An 18,385-nucleotide genomic window follows, 5' to 3' on the forward strand; every position below is an offset into this window, starting at 1 on the left:
GGTTCGCGGCATGGAGTTCACCCGGCCTTCCGGAACGCCCGCAGGCTGAACACCGGGTCGGGGCGCGGCCGGTCCTGGTCGGGGAGGCGGGCGAGCTCCAGGGCGAAGCCCTCCGCGCGCGCGTCGCCGGGCGGGAGGGTGACGAACCAGCCGCGGCGCAGGTCGGCGACGGTGCGGCGCGGACTGCGGCCCTGGCCGTGCCCGGTGAAGCGGGCCTGACCGGCCGGGGCCAGTCCGTGGGCGGCGGCGTGGCGCTCGACGTCCGCCGCCGCGTCCCGGACCGGGCTGGGCGGACGGGAGGACAGGACGACATCGATGTCACTGCCCACGTTGTGGGAGGCGGCCTTGTCGACCGTGGTGACGTAGACGCCGCCGGGCCGCAGCACCCGGGCGCACTCGCCGACGATGGCCCGCACCTCGGCGGGCCCGGCGGCCAGGTGCAGCAGCCACACGCTGCACACGGCGTCGAACTCGCCGTCCCGGAACGGCAGCCTGCGGCTGTCGGCCCGCACGACGGCGCCGGGCAGCCGGGCGGCGGCCTGCCGGACCATCGCGGGGGCGAGATCGACGCCGGTGACGCGCATGCCGTCGCGCGCCGCCGCGAGCCTGCGGGTCACGATGCCGGTGCCGCAGGCGACGTCGAGCAGGCTGCGCGCGTCCGGCGGTACGAGGCCCAGCACCGCTGCCGCGGCGGCGGCCGCCCGGGGCTCGCCGCCGCGCGAGGCGTCGTACCGCTCCGCTTCCTTGTCGTAGTCGAGCACGCGGTCAGTGTGCCCCGTGCCCGGGGGCGAGGTCCTCCACCCTGCGGGCGAGCTCGAAGTCCTTCTCCGTGACGGCGCCGCCCGCGCTGTGCGTGTGCACGGACAGCGCGACGGTGTTGTAGCCGAGCGTGAGGTCGGAGTGGTGGTTCAGTTCCTCCTGGACCTGGGCGATGTGCACGACCATCGCCGTCGCCGCGAAGTGCGAGCCGAGCCGGTAGGAGCGGGCGAGGCGGTCCCCGTCGAGCGACCAGCCCGGCAGCTCGGCCAGCCGGTCCTCGATCTCCTTCTGCGACAGCGGTTCGACGGGCATGGGCTGCGCTCCTTCCCTGGCTCCGGTCTCCTCGGTGTTCTCTCAGCCTGCCACAGCGGGACGCCCGAGACCCTGGTCAGAGGGGTGTGCCTGTCCGGCGCGGCCGGTTCTCGACTACGGTCCTGGCATGACCACTCACCCGTCCACCGTCGACCAGGGCGTGGGCCCGCTGCTGCGGGCCTGGCGGGAGCAGCGGCGGGTCAGCCAGCTGGAGCTGGCCCTGCGCGCCGACTCCTCGGCCCGGCACATCAGCTTCATCGAGACGGGCCGCTCCCGGCCCAGCGAGGAGATGGTGCTGCGGCTGGCCGAGCACCTGGACGTCCCCGTACGGGAGCGCAACGCGCTGCTGCTGGCGGCTGGTTACGCCCCGCGCTACCCGGAGACCCCGCTCGACGACCCGGCGCTGGGCGCCCTGCGCGAGGGCATCGAGCGGCTGATCGGCGGCTACGAGCCGTATCCGGCGCTGGTGGTGGACGCGCTGTACAACGTGGTGGCGGCCAACCGGGGGATCATGACGCTGGTCGACGGTGTCTCCGACGCTCTGCTGGAGCCGCCGCTGAACGCGATGCGGCTGGCCCTGCACCCGCAGGGCCTGGCGCCCCGGATCCGCAACCTGCGCGCCTGGCGCGGTCACCTGCTGGAGCAGATGGAGCGGCAGATCGCCCTGCACCGCTCCGAGCCGCTGCGGGCGCTGTACGAGGAGGTGGCGGCGTACCCGGTGCCCGAGGCGGATCCGGCGGAGGAGCCCGCGGAGCCGGTGCCGTACTTCGCGCTGCCGCTGCGGATCGAGCACGAGGGGCGGACGCTGTCGTTCATCTCGTCGATCTCCACGTTCAACACGCCGATGGACGTGACCGTCGCCGAACTGGCCATCGAGACGCTGCTCCCGGCCGACCCGGCGACGGTCAAGTACCTTCAGTCGCTGCTGTCCTGACGCACCCTCAGGGCCGTGTACTGGAGGGCGGCGAACCCGGCCACGGTCAGCGCCTGGAGCACCGTCCACACCGCGCCCGCGGTGCTCGGCGAGAGCCACAGCGCCAGGGCCGCGAGGCTCAGCACGCTCCAGGCGAGGTTGGCCTCGACGACGGCCCGCACGCCGAGCGCGGGCGGCCGGCGGCGGGTGGCGAGCAGGCCCACGCCGGTCGCGTAGAGCGCGAGGAACGCGCCCAGGGCGAGCAGCAGGGCCGGGTCGACGCCGAGGAAACGCCCGAGCGGTCCGGAGAACGCCAGGTAGGCGAGCGCGTTGCCGCCGGTCACCGCGGCGTCCAGGGCCAGGAAGCGGCGCAGCATCGACTGCGGCTCGGGGGTCCGGGCGAGCGCGGCGAGCTGGATCGCGGACATGGGGCATCACTCTCCGTCGGGTCGTGGTGGCGGCCGGGCCTCAGCGCGGGCCCGCCCGCCGGGTGTGTGCGGCGGTCGGGGCCGGGTCCCGGGCCGGAGTGCGCCGGCCCGGGACCCGGTACGTTCACGATCCCGTTCCGGCCGCGCCCGGTCGATTACCCGCGGGGTAAGGCCAACGGCGCCGCGCCGTTTCCCGTGATCTCCTCACCGTGGGGCCTGTGATACCGGCGACCCGGCGTGACAGACTGATCGCAGGCTTGGGCACGTTGGGGAGGCGTGGCGTGAGTGAACGGCGGGCCGCACCCACCGTGGGCCAGGTGGTGCTGGGCAAGCGGCTGCAGGAGCTGCGCGAGGCGGCCGGGCTCAGCCGGGACGAGGCGGCGCGGGTGCTGCGCGTCGCCCCCGCGACGGTCCGGCGGATGGAGACCGCCGACGTCGCGCTGAAGATCCCGTACGTGCAGATCCTGCTGACCGCGTACGGCGTGCCCGAGCACGAGGTGACCGCGTTCGTCGAACTCGCCGAGGAGGCCAACCGGCCGGGCTGGTGGCAGCGGTTCCACGACGTGCTGCCGGAGTGGTTCAGCCTGTACGTGAGCCTGGAGGGCGCCGCGCGGATCATCCGGTCGTACGAGCCGCACTTCGTGCCGGGGCTGCTGCAGACCGAGGGGTACGCGCGTGCGGTGCTGGAGGCGGGCACGATCGGGAACTCCGGCCCGGAGGCCGTGGAGCGGCACGTCTCGCTGCGCATGGAGCGGCAGCGGCTCCTGGAGGGCCCGAAACCGCCGCATCTGTGGGTCATCATGGACGAGACGGTGCTGCGCCGCCCGGTGAGCGTCGACGGCCGGGTGATGCGCGACCAGCTGGACAAGCTGCTGGAGTACGCCGCGCGTGACCGGGTCACGCTGCAGGTCGCCGAGTTCAAGGACGGACCGCACCCGGGGACCTACGCGCCGTTCTCGCTGTTCCGCTTCGCCGAGCCCGAACTGCCCGACATGGTGTTCACGGAGTACCTGACGGGCGCGCTGTACCTGGACTCCCGCAGGGAGGTCTCCGCGCACCTCGAGGTCCTGGACCACATGACGGCCCGGGCGGGCTCCACACAGCGCACGGAGGAGCTGCTGCGGGAGTACCGGGACCACTACTGAGCCTTCGGGACACCCACCCGGTGGACGGGTACTGACCCGTACGGGCCCCGCCGACAGGTGTGCTCCCCGGCCCGCCCCTAGCGTCGGCATCACGGTGCAGGCCGGCGAGCGCACGCGAAGGAGGTCCGAGATGCCCGGATTCGAAGTGCTGTACCAGGCGGCCGCGCTGTGCCTGATGTACCCCGACGACGACTTCCGCGCCCGGCTGCCGCTGCTGCGCGAAGCCGCCCCGCAGCTACGGGAGTTCGCCGACCACGCGGCCGTCACCCCGCCCGCGAGCTGGCCGCGCACTACGTCGAGGTCTTCGAGTCCGGGCAGGACCACAGCCTGTACCTGAGCGTCTGGCGGGAGGCGGCACCGGCGCCGTCGGAGGAGCTCTACCGGGCCCACGGCCTGGAGACCACCGGCGAGGAACCGCCCGACTTCCTGCCCGCGGTCCTGGAGTTCGCCGCCCGCACCGGCAGCGACGACCTGCTGACCGAGCACCGCGACGGCCTGGACCGCCTCCGCTGCCGCCTCACCGACTTCGGCACGCCGTACGCCACCGTCCTGGACGCGGTGTGCGCGACACTGCCGCCCGGCGGCCCGGGGCGTTAGGCGGCGCCGCCCTTCTCGTCCCGCTGGTCCTTCTCGTCGTCCACGATCTCCGCGTCGACCACGCCCTCCTCGTCCCGCGGGGTGCCGGAGGGTTCCTCGGCCGGGGCCTGCTGGGCCTGGGCGTACATCGCCTGGCCCATCTTCTGGCTGACCGAGGCGAGCTTCTCGACGCCGGTGCGCAGGGCGGCGGTGTCGGCCTGCCGGTCGAGTTGCGCCTTGAGGTCGGCGACGGCCGACTCGACCTCCGACCTGGTGTCGGCCGGGACCTTGTCGGCGTTGTCGCGGAGGAACTTCTCGGTCTGGTAGACGAGTTGCTCGGCCTGGTTGCGGGTCTCGGCGGCCTCGCGGCGTTTGCGGTCCTCCTCGGCGTACTGCTCGGCCTCGCGCATCATGCGGTCGATGTCGTCCTTGGGCAGGGCCGAGCCGCCGGTGACGGTCATCTTCTGCTCGCGGCCGGTCGCCATGTCCTTGGCGGAGACGTGCATGATGCCGTTGGCGTCGATGTCGAAGGCGACCTCGATCTGCGGGACGCCGCGCGGCGCCGGCGGGAGGCCGGTGAGGTCGAAGACGCCGAGCTTCTTGTTGTAGGCGGCGATCTCGCGTTCGCCCTGGTAGACCTGGATGCCGACCGAGGGCTGGTTGTCGGCGGCCGTCGTGAAGATCTCCGAACGCCGCGTCGGGATCGTGGTGTTGCGTTCGATGAGCTTCGTCATGATGCCGCCCTTGGTCTCGATGCCGAGGGACAGCGGGGTGACGTCGAGCAGCAGCACGTCCTTGACGTCGCCGCGGATGACGCCCGCCTGGAGCGCGGCGCCGACGGCCACGACCTCGTCGGGGTTGACGCCCTTGTGCGGGTCCTTGCCGGTGAGTTCCTTCACGAGGTCGGTCACCGCGGGCATCCGGGTCGAGCCGCCGACCAGGATCACGTGGTCGATCGCGGACAGCTTCACCCCGGCGTCCTCGACCGCCTGGTGGAAGGGCGTCTTGCAGCGGTCGAGCAGGTCGGCGGTGAGCTCCTGGAACTGGGCCCGGGTGAGCTTCTCGTCGAGGTGCAGCGGACCTTCCGCGGAGGCCGTGATGTAGGGCAGGTTGATCGTCGTCTCGGTGGAGCTGGACAGCTCGATCTTGGCCTTCTCGGCGCCCTCGCGCAGCCGCTGCACGGCCATCTTGTCCTTGCCCAGGTCGACGCCGTACTGGCCCTTGAAGCGCTTGATCAGGTACTCGACGATCCGCTGGTCCCAGTCGTCGCCGCCGAGGTGCGTGTCGCCGTTGGTGGCCTTGACCTCGATGACGCCCTCGCCCATCTCCAGCAGCGAGACGTCGAAGGTGCCGCCGCCGAGGTCGAAGACGAGGACCGTCTGGTCGTTCTCCTTGTCCAGGCCGTACGCCAGCGCCGCGGCCGTCGGCTCGTTGATGATCCGCAGGACCTTCAGGCCCGCGATCTCCCCGGCCTCCTTGGTCGCCTGCCGCTGGGCGTCGTCGAAGTACGCGGGGACGGTGATCACCGCGTCGGTGACGTCCTCGCCGAGGTAGGACTCGGCGTCCCGCTTCAGCTTCTGCAGCACCCGCGCGGACAGCTCCTGCGCGCGGTAGCGGGTGCCGTCGATGTCGCCGTGCTCGGGGAAGCGCCAGTGCGCGTCACCCATGTACCGCTTGACCGAGCGGGCGGTGCGCTCCACGTTCGTCACGGCCTGCCGCTTGGCGACCTCGCCCACCAGCACCTCGCCGTTCTTGGCGAACGCCACGACCGAGGGCGTGGTCCTGGCGCCCTCCGCGTTGGCGATGACGGTGGGCTCGCCGCCCTCCAGCACCGCGACCACCGAGTTCGTGGTTCCGAGGTCGATCCCGACCGCACGTCCCATCGCCGTCCCCTTCCGTCAGGGCGCTCTCCACACTCTCCAGCACAAAACTTGAGTGCGCTGTTGTCAATGCCGCGAGGGGGTGATCGGTCCGCGGAGCGCCACGGCGCGCCGGGGCCGGTCCGTGACGAGCACGTCGACGCGCGGGTGGGCGAGGAAGGCACGCATGAGGATGTCGTCGTTGACGGTCCACACCATGGTGAACAGGCCGTGCCGGGTCGCCTCGCGCAGCACGTTCGTCCTGGCCAGGCGCTGGTGCACGGCGACGCCGTGGGCCCCGCAGGCGCGGATGCGGCGGGCCGGGAAGAGCTCGCTCAGCCGTGTCCCGGGCAGCCGGGCCAGGGCCAGTTCCCGGCGGTCGCGCCCCAGGGACAGGGCGGTGCGCACCCCGGGGTGGGTTCGGGTGACGGCGGCGACGGAACGGTCCTCCAGCGTCGTCACGACGAGCCCGTCCTCGCCGAGCAGCGCGACCGCCCGGTCGATCACCTCCTGCTCGTAGCCCACCTCCTTCAGGTCCAGGTGGGCCACGAGCTTCCCGGCGATCAGCGCCATGACCTCGTCCACCACCGGCACCGCGTACCCGGCCCGCTCGCACAGCTCGGGGTGCGTGAGCGCCGACAGCGGCGGACCGGCGGGGCCGACCCGGGGGTCGTGGTAGACGACGAAAACACCGTCCTTCGTGCGGCGGATGTCGAACTCGACGTACTCCGCGCCGGACTCCAGCGCGTCCTCGTACGCCTCCCAGGTGGCGGGCCCGGCGCGCTCGGAGCCACCCCGGTGGGCGGAGACGGCGGGGTGTGGCGTCATCGTCGTCGGCTCCCGGAGGGCGAGCGCGGGGGCGGGACGGGCACGAAGTCGTCGTCGGGCGCGGGCAGCAGCGGGCCGGAGCCGGCGCGGACCCGTCTGAGCAGGACCCAGCCGATCAGGACGAGGACGACGAAGGGCAGCCAGGCCAGCGCGTACGCCGTTCCGTAGGCGCGCAGGTCGAGGATGGAGCGGTGCTCGTCGACGTTCGTGCCGTTCACGCCGAAGAAGGCCAGCAGCAGCGTCGGCGGCAGGGCGATCAGGGTGGCGGCGGCGACGAGGCCGGAGACGGTGCGGTCGCGGCGGTCGTCCCGCTCGGCGAGTTCGGCGTCCAGGGCGGCGGAGCGGGCGCTGATCACCGAGGTGAGGCGTTCGACCATGCGCGCCGAGTTCTCCAGGCTGTCGCGGATGCCGAGGGCGTCGCCCAGGGAGGACTGGAAGGCCTCGGTGATCATCTCGGGGATCAGCAGGCTGTCGACGTAGGCCTCGACGCCGAAGGCCAGGTCGAGCTGGAGTTCGTTGACGCCCGCGGAGAGGCGGGAGATCAGGGAGCGGATCTCGGTGGGCGAGTCGGCGTGGGCCTGCTCGTTGGCCTTCATCATGGCGAAGGCCGCGAGGCGGGTGCGCTGGAGCACGGCCAGGGCGGAGACCATGCCGACGGCGACGAGCACCAGGCCGTTCTCGACGTGCGGGGCCCAGCCGGCCTGGACGGAGACGCCGCGGCCGAGGGCGGACACGGTTGCGCCGTGGTTGCGCAGGTGCGGCGCGAGGTTCGGGTCGTGGGGCGTGGCCGGGTTCCAGGGCATCCTGCCGCGGTAGACGATCTCGTTCAGCAGGACGGCCTTGCGGGCCTCGTCGGCGGTGAGCAGCTCCCGTTGCAACCGGCCGCCGGGGAAGACGAGTTGGTGCACGTTCTGGCCCAGGGCGAAGGGCCGGCCGCCGAGCTGTGCGGACAGTGCCGTCAGCAGCGGGCGGTCGTCGAGTTCGATGCGCTCCCGGTCGAAGCAGGTCGTGGCCAGCCAGACGGCGAGGTCGCCGGCCGTGGTCTCGTCGGCGAAGGCGCAGTCCACGACCAGGGTGGCGTCGCCGCGCGGGGTGGTGACGACGAGGATCCGCAGGGACGCGAGACCGAGGCCGTGGTCGCCGTGCGGCAGTCGCAGCCGGCGGGGCGCCACCTGCTCGTCGAGCACCGGGACGGGCAGCACGTCCTGGCTGGTCATCAGGTGGGAGGCGAAGCGGCCGTAGTCGTAGCGGTCGACGAGGGCACCCAGGGCGGTGTCCCGGGGGCGCAGCCGGCCGGAGAGGCTGAACAGCAGCAGGACGCGGGTGCGGTCACGGGTGGCGGAGTCGAGCACCGTCGCGTTCGGGGACGTTCCCGGCAGCATCGCCTTCCTTTCCGCCCATCGGTTCGAAAGCGTCTGGTTCATACCCCGGCCACGGGGCGTGAACCGACGACGTCGCGCGGGCCGCGCCCGGTGGGCGGGCCCGCGCGACGTGGGTGGCGCCGGTCAGGCGAGCTTGGCCGTCAGCGTGATGGGCGTGGCCTTGAGGGCCTGGCTGACCGGGCAGCCGACCTTGGCCTCCTCGGCGGCGGCGAGGAAGGCCTCCTCGTCCATGCCGGGGACGGTGCCCTCGACGGTGAGGTGGATGCCGGTGATGCCCTCACCGGGCTGGAAGGTGACGTCGGCGGAGGTCACCAGCTTGGTCGGCGGGGTGCCGGCCTTGTCGAGGATGTTGGAGAAGGCCATCGAGAAGCAGCTGGAGTGGGCTGCGGCGATCAGCTCCTCCGGGCTGGTCTTCCCACCGGGCTCCTCGGTGCGGGCCGCCCAGCTGACCGGCTGCTCGCTGAGGATGCCGGAGGAGTCGAAGGTGACGACACCGTTGCCCTTGAAGAGGTTGCCTTCCCAGACGGTGTGTGCGGAGCGCGTGGCTGCCATGACGCATCCTTTCGAAAATGTCCGGCTGTATGTGTCTTCAGTGGTCCAAGGGGCCCGTTGCCGGGTCCTTGCCCCCATCCGATCACACTACGGCTCAACTCACGCGGAAGACCGGGCCCCTGGCGGTGAACGGCAGCCGTGCCCCGCGTGGGATCAGGTACGCGTGCTCGCGCCGCACGCGCAGGGTGTCGCACCAGCCGTCGGTGATGACCAGGACGGGCGCGCCGGGCGGGAAGTCCTCGGCGCGGTGCAGCAGGTCGATGCCGGGTTGCAGGACGGTGCCGCCGCGGCCGCGCACCCGTACCCGGCCCGCGATCTCGGTGACGGGCAGGTAGCCGGCGTCGTGCGGGGCCGCGTCGCAGAACACGACCCGGGCGGCGGGCACGTCCCGGGCCTCGGCGTAGGAGGCGATCGCGCCCAGGGCCTTGCCGAGCAGGACGCGGTCCATGGAGCCCGAGGTGTCGAGCACGACGCCGAAGGTGCAGCGGGCGGTCTCCTCGGGCGGGAAGTACCGTCCGGCGCGCGGGATGTCGGGCGTGGCCGCCTGGCGCCGCGCGGGGCGGGCGTAGGAGCGGACGGGTTCGGGGCGGGGCACGAACTCGTCGAACCAGCGGGCCAGGCGTGCGTCCCAGGGCAGCGGCGGGTGGCTCAGCGCCCGGATCTCCTCGACCAGGGCGCCGGGCAGGAAGCCGCGCTCCTGCCGCTGGTGCAGGTCCAGGCCCTGGGCGAGGCCGCGGCGGTAGAACGCGTCGAGGTCGACGTAGTCGCGGGGTGAGCCGAGCGGGCCGCCGAGGATGTCGCCCACGCCCTTGCCGCGCAGGGTGGCCAGACGGCGCTTGCGGCGCAGGTCGCCGGCGATGCGGTCGTAGACCTCCTCGGCGGAGAGTCCGGCGAGCTGCGGGTCGTACAGCAGCCCCTCGGGCATGGTGCCGACCTCCATCTCGGTCAGCCAGCCGTTGATCACGTAGTCGCAGGCGACGTTGAAGAGGTAGGGGTCGCGGGTGCCGCAGCGGTCGCCGTGGCGCAGGGCGGCGTGCAGCATCTCGTGGGCGAGGACGAACCGCCACTCCTCGTCCTCGAAGGAGCGCAGGGGGTTGATGTAGATCTCGGCCGCCTCGGCGTCGACGGCGGCGACGGCGATGCCGTGGGCGCGGGCGAGTTCGGCGTCGGCGACGAGCGTGATGCCGGCCGCGATGCCGCCGAGCAGCGGGTAGGAGGAGATGAACCAGCTCAGCGCGCGCTGCCAGGGGCGCGGCCGGGGTGCCTCGCCGTCCAGGCTGTCGCGGCGGCCGCCGGCCATGTCCATCGCGGCGGACACGGTCCGGGTCAGGGCGGTGGCGAAGGCCAGCTGCCAGTCGGGCGGCCGGGACCAGCCGATCCACGGCACCAGCACCTGGTCGGGTTCGTCGCCCGCCGTGCCGCAGCGCTCGTACACCGGGGGCAGTCCGTCGCGCCGCCAGCGGGCGGCGAGCTGCTCCTCGTCGCCGTCCGGGTAGGAGGCGGGCAGGTGCTCGGGGGTCTCGCCGACGGTGAAGCCGAGCAGGAAGCGGTTGACGACGACGCAGCGGGCGGCGAGGTCGAAGCGGTCGGGCTGGACGCGGTCGCCCTTGACCGCGGGGACGTGCCCGAAGCCGAGGTGGAGGACGGCGTGGGCGAGCGCCCAGGCCCAGGCGGCGGGCTCGGCGAGCCGGTCCGGGTGGGCGTGCAAAGTGCCGTCGGAGTCGACGGCCACCAGCCCGTCGCGGGGGGCGAGGGGGCACTCCTCCTGGCGGCAGACGTCGAACTCCACGGCCGCGAGGGCCGGGTTGGTCTTCATCAGCCGCATGCCCTCGGCGAACGCCTCGCCCGCGAGGTCCCGCTTCTTCCTGCGCCGGTCCTTGCCGGGGCCACGGCTCACCGCCGCGCCTCCACCAGCCGGGGCATGTCCCGGGCCGCCTCGACGAGGAACCAGGAGGGCAGCACGGGGTTGCCGTCGGCGTCGGAGGCGATGACGGTCTGGGCGACCTCGACGGAGATTTCGGCGAGCTGCACCAGCAGCGACTTGGCGCGGTAGGCGGTCTGCCGGCCGTTGGCCGACATGTGCTCCTTGCTGACGGGCAGTTCCTTGACCAGACGGCCGCGGAAGGAGTCGGCGAGGTAGTAGAGCAGATCGCGGTCCTCCGGGCGGTTCGGCCAGCGGGCGTCGCCCTTGATGATCGCCTCGATGCCGTACCGGCTGCGCACGACCTTGACGTAGCCGCAGAACGCCTGGGCGTGCGCGGGCGTCAGCGTGCCGTGCGCGAGCACCCGCAGCGTCTCCTCGTCGAGGTCGCGGCCGAAGGAGTGCAGGGCGTCGGAGAGCATGTGCCAGGAGCGGGGCGTGGAGAACGGCTCCTCCGTCTTGGGCGGCGTGGACCACAGGTGGTCGGGCCGGTCGGTGAGGTGGTCCGTGATCCACGGGTGGATGCCGTTGTTCCCGGCCCAGGTCAGCCAGTCCTTGGGGGAGGCCTCCAGATGCACGTGGGTGAGCCGGTTGACCAGCGCGGAGGCGATGGGCCGGGCGAGGGCGTTGTCGGTGGCGCGGTTGCCTGCGCCGACGACGATGGACCCCTTGGGCAGCTCGTAGGTCCCGATGCGGCGGTCCAGGATCAGCGAGTAGAACGCCTTCTGCACGTCCGGTGTGGCCGCGTTGAGCTCGTCCAGGAACAGGCAGTAGGGCTCGTCCCGGGCGATCGCCTCGGGCGGGCAGAACACCGAGCGGCCGTCGCGGATCTGCGGCACGCCGATGAGGTCCTCGGGGGCGAGCTGGGTGCCCAGCAGGCTCACGCACTCCAGGCCCAGCGACTCGGCGAAGTTCCGCACCAGGGAGGACTTCCCGATGCCGGGGGCGCCCCAGACGAAGACGGGCCGCACGGTGGCGAGGCCGAGCAGCAGGTCGGGGAGGCGGGCGGGCGTGACGGTGACGGCTGCCTGCAAGGCAGGGGCTCCTCGGGAGGTAGGGAGAGGACGAGCCCCACCAGTGTGGGAGGACGGCTGCGCGAACGCAGCCGAATTTCAGGGCGGCGCGCTCCTCGCTCGGGAACGCAGCCGCATGTCAGGCGGCGCGCTCCTCGCTCGGCTCCAGCGGCACCTGCGGTCCGTTCGACTCGCGCAGCCAGCGGTCCAGGACGCGGTGGACGTGCTCGGCGCCGACGAGTTGCTCCCCGTCCGCCACCGGCGCGGACAGGGCGAGCGGCGACAGCAGGAACGGCTTGCCCTGGGCGCCACCGAGCCCGCCGTGGGAGCCGATCTGCTCCTCGAAGGCGAGGACTTCGCCGTCGGCCGGGTCGTGGAAGGAGTTCACCATGATGTCGGCGGTGTGCGGGAAGGTGTGCGTGCGGCGGACCGCTTCGACGGCGCCCGGGCCGAACGGGGCGAGCGGGCCGGGGTCCTCGTCGAGGTCGGCCAGCGGGATCTGCGCCCCGTACGCGCCGAGGACGACACCGCCGTGCCGGTCGCTGCGGACCAGCAGGAAGCCGATGCCGGGGTGGTTGGCGAGGGTCGGCAGCAGGGCGGGGTGGCGGGCGTCGATCTCCTCCTTGCTCATGCGGTGCGTGACGTCCGGGAAGGAGACCAGGCCGAGGTTGCCGGAGGCCAGCACGATCGGCTCCGAGCGGCGCGCGGGGCGGTGCCGCTCGTCGCCCTCCTCGACCGGGATGCGCAGGGCGGCCCGCACGGCCGTGCGGGCCTCCGCGCCACTGCGGGTGCGCTCCGCACGGCGCGGCACGGGCAGGCCGCAGCCGGCCCGCACCAGGTCGCCGAGGGTGAGGCCGTACCGGGAGCGGAAGGTCTCGCCGGGGCTCTGGCCGTGGTCGGACAGCACGACGATCCGGTAGGGGCGCGGGGCGTGCTCGGCGACGTTCTCGATCAGCGCGAGGGAGCGGTCGAGGCGTTCGAGGACCTTCTGCGCGTCGCGGCTCGCCGGGCCGGAGTGGTGGGCGACCTCGTCGTAGGCCACCAGGTCGGCGTAGACGGCGGTGCGGCCGGCGAGCATGTCGCCCATCACGGCGGCGACGACGACGTCCCGCTCGACGACCGTCGCGAAGGCGCGGATGAACGGGTAGAGGCCGCCGCGGGAGACCCGCGGACGCTGCTTGCACAGTCTCGCCCGGGTGGACTGACCGATCTCCCGGCCCACCTCGGCGACGAAGGACAGCGCCGTGCGCACGGCGTTGGCCGGATCGGAGAAGTAGGCGAAGTAGCCCGCCCGGGAGCGGTTCTCACGGCTGCGGCGGCGGGTGGCGATCGACAGCACCAGGGCCTGCTGCTCGGCGCCGCCGCTGAACAGGTTGCCGCGGGAGGCGCCGTCGACGCTGAGGAGACCGTCGTGTCCCGCGTATCCGACGGCGCGCCGCTGGAGTTCGGCGGCGCTGGTCGGGCGGTTGCAGACGACGACCTCGCGGGTGTCCTTCTCGTACCAGCGGAACGCGGGGACGTCGTGGTTGCTGCCGTGCAGGATGCCGAGCTGGCTGGCGCCGGTCTGGCTGGACCAGTCGGTGCGCCAGGGGGTGAGGCGGTGGGTGGGGCGGCCGCCGTCGGCGGTGCCGAGCCAGCGTGCGACGGTGGGCATCAGGCCCTCGCCGACCGCGTCCAGCAGGGTGTCGTGGCCGACGCCGTCGAGTTGCAGGAAGACCGTGCCGGGGCCGGCCGGGCAGGGTGGTCCGGACCGGCGGCGGCGGTCGGAGAGGCGGTACAGCCGGCGGCGGTAGGCGTCGTCGTCGCGCACGGCCAGGGCGGCGCCGGTCGCCGACGCGACGGCCGACATCACGGCGGCGACCACGACGGCGGTCTCCGGGGCGGCGGCACCGCGCTCGGCGGGGTTCAGACGCAGGGCTAGCGTGAGGAGCGCGCCGTTGAGGAAGAACACCAGCAGCCCGAGCACGAGCGCCGGCACGAGGAGCAGGAGCCGGACCAGCAGCGGCCACACCAGGGCCGAGAGCAGTCCGAAGGCGCCGGCGCCGAAGGCCGCCGTGACGGCGATGTCGGTCGCGCTGTCGCCGTCGGCCGACCGGAGCCGGAAGTCCGGGAGGATCCCGGCGAGCACGAGCATGGTGACGGTGGAGACCGCCCACACGGCGACGCTCCGCCCCACCTGACTGGCAACCCGCCGCCACCGCACGCCCCGCCACCTCACGTCCCGGCCCGCCTCGGCCGCGGACCCTCACCCACAGTGTCTCAGCGCCCCGGAGTGGCCCTGCCGCGCCCAGAGTGTCCTTCGCGCCGGGGCCGCCGTCGCTCAGCGGCCGTCGTAGCCCGCCGTCGGCATCGAGAGGCGGCGGTGCACGCACGCCTTCATCGCCGCGTCGTACGCCGGCTCCGCGTGCCCCACCGTCTCGACCCGTACCCCGCGTCGCGCGCACTCCGCGGTGAACTGCTCGACGGACGCGAGGGCGCTCTCCAGCACCCGCCGGCTGGGGGCCACGAACAGGTCGAGGCCGGGGCGGACGCCGTCCCACAGCGCGCCGTGGTCGGGGCGCAGCCCCCGCACCAGCAGCTCCCGGCTGACCACGTAGCCCCGCTCGGCGGCCCAGCGGGCGCACATCGCGTGCTGGCTGCGGGAGTCGACCAGGAACGGATCGTCGTCCAGTTCCTCCAGCGGCGTCAGACTCGCGATCGCCGTGACCCGGACCGGCACCATGGCGTCCCCCTCACCTCCGGTTTCGCCGCCGACCCTACTCCTGCACGTAGGCTTCGGGGAGTCGCGCGAAGGAGGCAAAGAAGTGCCGGTGGAGATCACCTGGTGGGGTCACGCCACTTGCACGGTCGAGGACTCGAACGTACGCGTACTCACCGACCCCTTGTTCGCGCGCCGGCTCGCGCACCTGCGCCGCCGACGCGGAGACCTGCCGCCGCCCGGCGCCCGGCAGGCGGACGTGGTGCTGGTCTCTCATCTGCACGCCGACCACCTGCACGTGCCCTCGCTGATGGGGCTCGCGCCGGGCACGCGCCTGCTCGTGCCCCGGGGCGCGCGCCGGGCGGTGCCCGGTCTGCGCCGGCTCGCGCACCTGCGGGTGAGCGAGGTGGCGCCCGGGGACGAGACACCGGTCGGCGACGTCGTCGTACGGGCGGTGCCCGCGCGGCACGACGGGCGGCGGCTGCCGGTCGGGCCGCACCGCTCCCCCGCTCTCGGCTACGTCATCGACGGTGAGGCGCGGACGTACTTCGCTGGGGATACGGGGCTGTTCGACGAGATGGCCAAGGAGGTCGGGCCGGTCGAGGTGGCGCTGCTGCCGGTGGGCGGCTGGGGGCCGTACCTGGGCGAGGGGCACCTGGACGCGGGCCGGGCGGCGGAAGCGCTGGCGCGGCTGGCGCCGAGCAGTGCGGTGCCGGTGCACTACGGCACGTACTGGCCGATCGGGATGGACGCCGTGCGCCCCCATGAGTTCCATGCGCCGGGGGATGAGTTCGTACGGCTGGCGGCCCGGCGCGCGCCGGGCGTGGCGGTGCACCGGCTGGGGCACGGGGAGAGTGTGCGCCTGGAGGTCGCGCGGTGACCTGGTCCGCGCCCCTGGCGCAGGCCGGCCTGCCCCTGCTGGCGGCGCCGGCCGTCACCCCGGCGTCCGTCGTGCCGGAGACCACGCAGCAGGCGATCGGGTATCCGACGCTCTTTCTGCTCGTGCTCCTCGGGGCGTTGGTGCCGGTCATCCCGACGGGGGCGCTGGTGAGTTCGGCGGCGGTGGTCGCGTTCCACCAGACGGCGCCGTTCTCGCTGGCGATGGTGTTCGTGACGGCGTCGCTGGCGGCGTTCCTGGGCGATGCGGCGCTGTACTGGCTGGGGCGGCGCGGCATGAAGTCGAGGAACGGGTCGCGGTGGCTGGAGGCGATCCGGGCGCGGGCGCCGGAGGACCGGCTGGCGCAGGCGCAGGGGAAACTGGCCGCGCACGGGGTCGCGGTGCTGGTGCTGTCCCGGCTGGTGCCGGCGGGGCGCATTCCGGTGATGCTGGCCTGTCTGCTGGCGAAGTGGCCCATGCGGCGGTTCGCCCGGGGGAACTTCCCGGCCTGTCTGGCCTGGGCCGTGACGTACCAGCTGATCGGGATCCTCGGGGGGTCGCTGTTCGACGAGCCGTGGGAGGGCGTGGTGGCGGCGGTCGTGCTGACCCTGCTGATCAGTGCGGTGCCGGGGCTGGTGCGGCGAGTGCGCAGTTCCCCACGCTCCTAGCCGGCCTCCAGCACCCTCGACGCGCCCACCGGCATGTCCCAGAGGTTCTCCCGGGGCAGGCCCGTCTTCTCCCAGGCCGCGCGGACTCGTGTGAGGGGTTCGAGGACCGGCTCGGCCGAGAGGACGAACGTGGCCCAGTGCATGGGGGCCATGCGGGTCGCTCCCAGGTCCTGGGCCGCTCGGACCGCTTCCTCCGGGTCGCAGTGGACGTCGCTGAGCCACCAGCGGGGGTCGTAGGCGCCGATGGGGAGGAGGGCGAGGTCGATGCCGGGGTAGCGGCGGCCGATGCGGGAGAACCAGTGGCCGTAGCCCGTGTCGCCCGCGAAGTAGACGCGTCGGCCGTCCCGGTCGGTGAGGACCCAGCCGCCCCAGAGGCTGTGGCAGGTGTCGGTGAGGGTGCGCTTGGACCAGTGGTGGGACGGGACGAAGTCGAAGCGGACGCCGTCCAGTTCGGCCGCCTCCCACCAGTCGAGCTCCGTCACGCGCGTGAAGCGGCGGCGGTGGAACCAGCGGGCGAGGCCGGCCGGCGCGAACACCGGGGTGTCGCGCGGGAGGCGGCGCAGGGTGGGGGCGTCCAGGTGGTCGTAGTGGTTGTGGCTGATGACGACGGCGTCGACGCGGGGCAGGTCCTCCCAGGGGACGCCGACGGGCGTGATGCGGGCCGGGGTGCCGAGGATGCGGCGGGACCAGACCGGGTCGGTGAGGACGGTCAGTCCGCCGATCCGCAGCACCCAACTGGCGTGTCCCGCCCAGGTGACGGCGACCGTGCGGGCGTCGACGCGGGGCAGGGGGGCCGGGGCGTAGGGCAGCAGGGGGATGTCGGCGAGGCCTTCCGGGCCGGGTCTGACGGCGCCCTCGCGGGCGAAGCGGGCCATGGCCTTGAGGCCGGGGAGCGGGGCGGTCAGCCGGTCGTGGAAGGTGCGCGGCCACACTCTCCGCTCGGCCAGCGGCCTGGGTTCGGCCAGGGGCGGGTACGGGGGCGCGAGGGGGGACGGGAGGGCGGGACCGTCGGCTTCCCGGGTGGTCGTGCTCGTGGTCGACTCGGACTGCTGCGTCATCGAGGAGGCTCCCATCGCTGAGCGTCGTCGCGGAGATCGTCGAAGACCGACTTCAGGTGGATCAACGCGCGGTGCACGTGCGGCAGTTCCAACGGCGTGGGTGACGTGAGGCATTCCGCGCGTTCCGTGTCGGAGCCGGCCACCAGTGCGCCGGTGGAGAGCCGCACGCGCGGGGTTTCGAGTTCGTCGCCGAAGCGGTGGCCGCCCGGCGCGGGCATGCCGAGCCGGGCGGAGAGGAAGTCCTCCAGTTCCTGTGCGTCGCCGACGCCGTGCGCGCTCAGCGCGGGGCGCAGCGGGGAGAGGTCGACGTACAGATGGCGGCCGGCCCGGGGCGGCCGGGCGAGGGCGCCCGCGCCGACCACGGCGGCGTGCGCCTCGGCCGCCACGCGCGCGTGCAGGCGCACGGCGGCGGCCACGCGTGCGGTCACCGGTTCCGGTTCCGCCAGGGCGTAACCCGCCGCCGCGGCGACGGGGGCGGCGACCCGGGCGTCGAGAGCGGTGAGGACGTCGAGCACGCGTGCGTGGAGGCCGTCGGCGTCCGCGCCGGCCGGGAAGCGGGCCGCGGCGGCGGGCCAGCCGGGCGGGAGCAGGGCACCGGCCAGGTCGGTGACGACGGTGACCCGGTCGGGCAGCATCTCGGCGGGGCTGAGCAGCACGGTGTCGTGCGGGTCGTGCAGGGTGTCGCGCCAGGTCTCGTCGCTGACCAGGTGCAGGCCCTCCCCCTGGGCGGCCTCGACGGTCTCGTGCAGCAGCTCGGGCGGGGCGACGGTCGCGGTGGGGTCGTCGGCGACGGACAGCACGAGCAGGCGCGGGTCGCCGCCCTCGGCGCGGACCCGGCGCACCGTCTCCAGCAGGGCGTACGGGTCCGGGACGCCGCCGCTCTCCGGCGGGGTCGGCACGTGGAAGGAAGGGCGTCCCAGCAGGCGCGCGTACGGCGCCCACCAGGCGGCGCAGGGCCGTGGGACGAGGACGTCGCCGCCGAGGGCGGCGGTCAGCGCGAGCAGCAGGGCGGGCGCGCCGGGGCCGGCGGCCACGCGGTCGGGGTCGCAGTGCAGTCCGCGCCGGTCCCAGTAGCCGCAGGCGGCCTCCCGCAGGGCCAGGCCGCCGCCGACCGGTTCGTGGTCGCCGCGGGAGGCCGCGGCGGCGAGCACCGCGGACAGCTCCGGCAGGACCGGCAGCCCGTCCTCGGGGAGCGGCGGCCCGAAGCGGACGGGGCCGTGACCTACCGGGTCCGTCCGCCGCATCCGTACCTCCGCTGTGCCTGGTGCCGCCGTGTCCTGTCGCCTACGGCGCGTGCGCCGTCCGCTGTCCGGTGCTCCGTACGGTGCAACTCGTGCCCTCGGCCACTGAGTACCCAGGGTGCCGCCGCCCCATGGGCACCCGGCCGGGTCGTGAC

Annotated in this window: 17 protein-coding genes and 1 pseudogene; 5 read left to right on the plus strand and 13 right to left on the minus strand. The window is 73.8% G+C overall.

Translation table 11 applies throughout. The features are described 5' to 3' along the window. Positions 1 to 17: 17 nt before the first annotated feature. Both ACSUPV_RS06485 and ACSUPV_RS06490 read right to left on the minus strand, forming a co-directional pair. Complete coding sequence (locus ACSUPV_RS06485; RefSeq protein WP_037769582.1) at positions 18 to 761, minus strand: class I SAM-dependent methyltransferase; 744 nt, start codon at positions 759 to 761, stop codon at positions 18 to 20. Between the two features lie 4 nt (positions 762 to 765). Then, a complete protein-coding gene (locus ACSUPV_RS06490; protein WP_037769584.1) occupies positions 766 to 1,071 on the minus strand; it encodes a 4a-hydroxytetrahydrobiopterin dehydratase in 306 nt (101 codons plus the stop codon). A gap of 127 nt (positions 1,072 to 1,198) precedes the next feature. Here ACSUPV_RS06490 and ACSUPV_RS06495 point away from each other — a divergent pair, with 127 nt between their 5' ends. Next, the gene (locus ACSUPV_RS06495; RefSeq protein ID WP_037769587.1) at positions 1,199 to 2,005 is read left to right on the plus strand and encodes a helix-turn-helix domain-containing protein; all 807 of its coding nucleotides are present in this window, start codon (positions 1,199 to 1,201) and stop codon (positions 2,003 to 2,005) included. Here the strand turns inward: ACSUPV_RS06495 and ACSUPV_RS06500 are convergent. Further along, complete coding sequence (locus ACSUPV_RS06500; protein WP_037769589.1) at positions 1,987 to 2,412, minus strand: hypothetical protein; 426 nt, start codon at positions 2,410 to 2,412, stop codon at positions 1,987 to 1,989. The two genes, ACSUPV_RS06495 and ACSUPV_RS06500, sit on opposite strands and share 19 nt — an antisense overlap. 281 nt (positions 2,413 to 2,693) lie before the next feature. Here ACSUPV_RS06500 and ACSUPV_RS06505 point away from each other — a divergent pair, with 281 nt between their 5' ends. Together ACSUPV_RS06505 and ACSUPV_RS06510 are read left to right on the plus strand one after the other, a co-directional pair. After that, complete coding sequence (locus ACSUPV_RS06505; protein ID WP_037769592.1) at positions 2,694 to 3,557, plus strand: helix-turn-helix domain-containing protein; 864 nt, start codon at positions 2,694 to 2,696, stop codon at positions 3,555 to 3,557. Between the two features lie 130 nt (positions 3,558 to 3,687). Continuing rightward, positions 3,688 to 4,154, plus strand: a pseudogene (locus ACSUPV_RS06510) (nitrate reductase molybdenum cofactor assembly chaperone). Here ACSUPV_RS06510 and dnaK read toward each other — a convergent pair. From dnaK to ACSUPV_RS06550, 8 genes are all read right to left on the minus strand, one after another. Further along, positions 4,151 to 6,016 carry a molecular chaperone DnaK gene (dnaK, locus tag ACSUPV_RS06515; protein ID WP_359792347.1) on the minus strand — a complete coding sequence of 622 codons (1,866 nt, stop codon included), beginning with the start codon at positions 6,014 to 6,016 and terminating at the stop codon, positions 4,151 to 4,153. The pseudogene ACSUPV_RS06510 and the gene dnaK overlap by 4 nt on opposite strands. Positions 6,017 to 6,079: 63 nt before the next feature. Further along, positions 6,080 to 6,820, minus strand: coding sequence for a glycerophosphodiester phosphodiesterase family protein (locus tag ACSUPV_RS06520; RefSeq protein WP_031118180.1), 741 nt, complete (start codon positions 6,818 to 6,820; stop codon positions 6,080 to 6,082). Beyond that, complete coding sequence (locus tag ACSUPV_RS06525; RefSeq protein WP_436947100.1) at positions 6,817 to 8,202, minus strand: hypothetical protein; 1,386 nt, start codon at positions 8,200 to 8,202, stop codon at positions 6,817 to 6,819. The genes ACSUPV_RS06520 and ACSUPV_RS06525 overlap by 4 nt, the downstream gene beginning before the upstream one ends. Positions 8,203 to 8,325: 123 nt before the next feature. Further along, positions 8,326 to 8,754, minus strand: coding sequence for an OsmC family peroxiredoxin (locus ACSUPV_RS06530; protein ID WP_031118182.1), 429 nt, complete (start codon positions 8,752 to 8,754; stop codon positions 8,326 to 8,328). Positions 8,755 to 8,848: 94 nt separating this feature from the next. Next, positions 8,849 to 10,579 carry a vWA domain-containing protein gene (locus tag ACSUPV_RS06535; protein ID WP_382618599.1) on the minus strand — a complete coding sequence of 577 codons (1,731 nt, stop codon included), beginning with the start codon at positions 10,577 to 10,579 and terminating at the stop codon, positions 8,849 to 8,851. Between the two features lie 68 nt (positions 10,580 to 10,647). Next, the gene (locus tag ACSUPV_RS06540; protein WP_359795160.1) at positions 10,648 to 11,709 is read right to left on the minus strand and encodes an ATP-binding protein; all 1,062 of its coding nucleotides are present in this window, start codon (positions 11,707 to 11,709) and stop codon (positions 10,648 to 10,650) included. A gap of 118 nt (positions 11,710 to 11,827) precedes the next feature. Next, the gene (locus tag ACSUPV_RS06545) at positions 11,828 to 13,846 is read right to left on the minus strand and encodes a phage holin family protein (protein WP_382618587.1); all 2,019 of its coding nucleotides are present in this window, start codon (positions 13,844 to 13,846) and stop codon (positions 11,828 to 11,830) included. Between the two features lie 162 nt (positions 13,847 to 14,008). After that, complete coding sequence (locus tag ACSUPV_RS06550; protein ID WP_031118186.1) at positions 14,009 to 14,410, minus strand: hypothetical protein; 402 nt, start codon at positions 14,408 to 14,410, stop codon at positions 14,009 to 14,011. An 82-nt stretch (positions 14,411 to 14,492) separates the two neighbouring features. Between ACSUPV_RS06550 and ACSUPV_RS06555 the strand changes: the two genes are divergently transcribed. Together ACSUPV_RS06555 and ACSUPV_RS06560 are read left to right on the plus strand one after the other, a co-directional pair. Beyond that, entirely contained in the window at positions 14,493 to 15,266 is a 774-nt protein-coding gene (locus ACSUPV_RS06555) for an MBL fold metallo-hydrolase (protein ID WP_031118187.1), read from the plus strand. A gap of 29 nt (positions 15,267 to 15,295) precedes the next feature. Further along, positions 15,296 to 15,931 (plus strand): DedA family protein, encoded by a 636-nt coding sequence (locus ACSUPV_RS06560; RefSeq protein ID WP_382618601.1) that lies wholly within the window; start codon positions 15,296 to 15,298, stop codon positions 15,929 to 15,931. Here ACSUPV_RS06560 and ACSUPV_RS06565 read toward each other — a convergent pair. Both ACSUPV_RS06565 and ACSUPV_RS06570 read right to left on the minus strand, forming a co-directional pair. Further along, positions 15,928 to 16,989, minus strand: a complete 1,062-nt coding sequence (locus ACSUPV_RS06565) for an MBL fold metallo-hydrolase (RefSeq protein WP_031118189.1) — start codon at positions 16,987 to 16,989, stop codon at positions 15,928 to 15,930. The genes ACSUPV_RS06560 and ACSUPV_RS06565 overlap by 4 nt on opposite strands. Continuing rightward, entirely contained in the window at positions 16,986 to 18,233 is a 1,248-nt protein-coding gene (locus tag ACSUPV_RS06570) for an aminotransferase class I/II-fold pyridoxal phosphate-dependent enzyme (protein ID WP_382618592.1), read from the minus strand. Before ACSUPV_RS06570 ends, ACSUPV_RS06565 begins: the two co-directional genes overlap by 4 nt. Positions 18,234 to 18,385 lie beyond the last annotated feature (152 nt).

Source organism: Streptomyces sp. SudanB52_2052, assembly GCF_964272415.1.
In the GTDB taxonomy this organism is placed as follows: Bacteria; Actinomycetota; Actinomycetes; order Streptomycetales; family Streptomycetaceae; genus Streptomyces; species Streptomyces olindensis.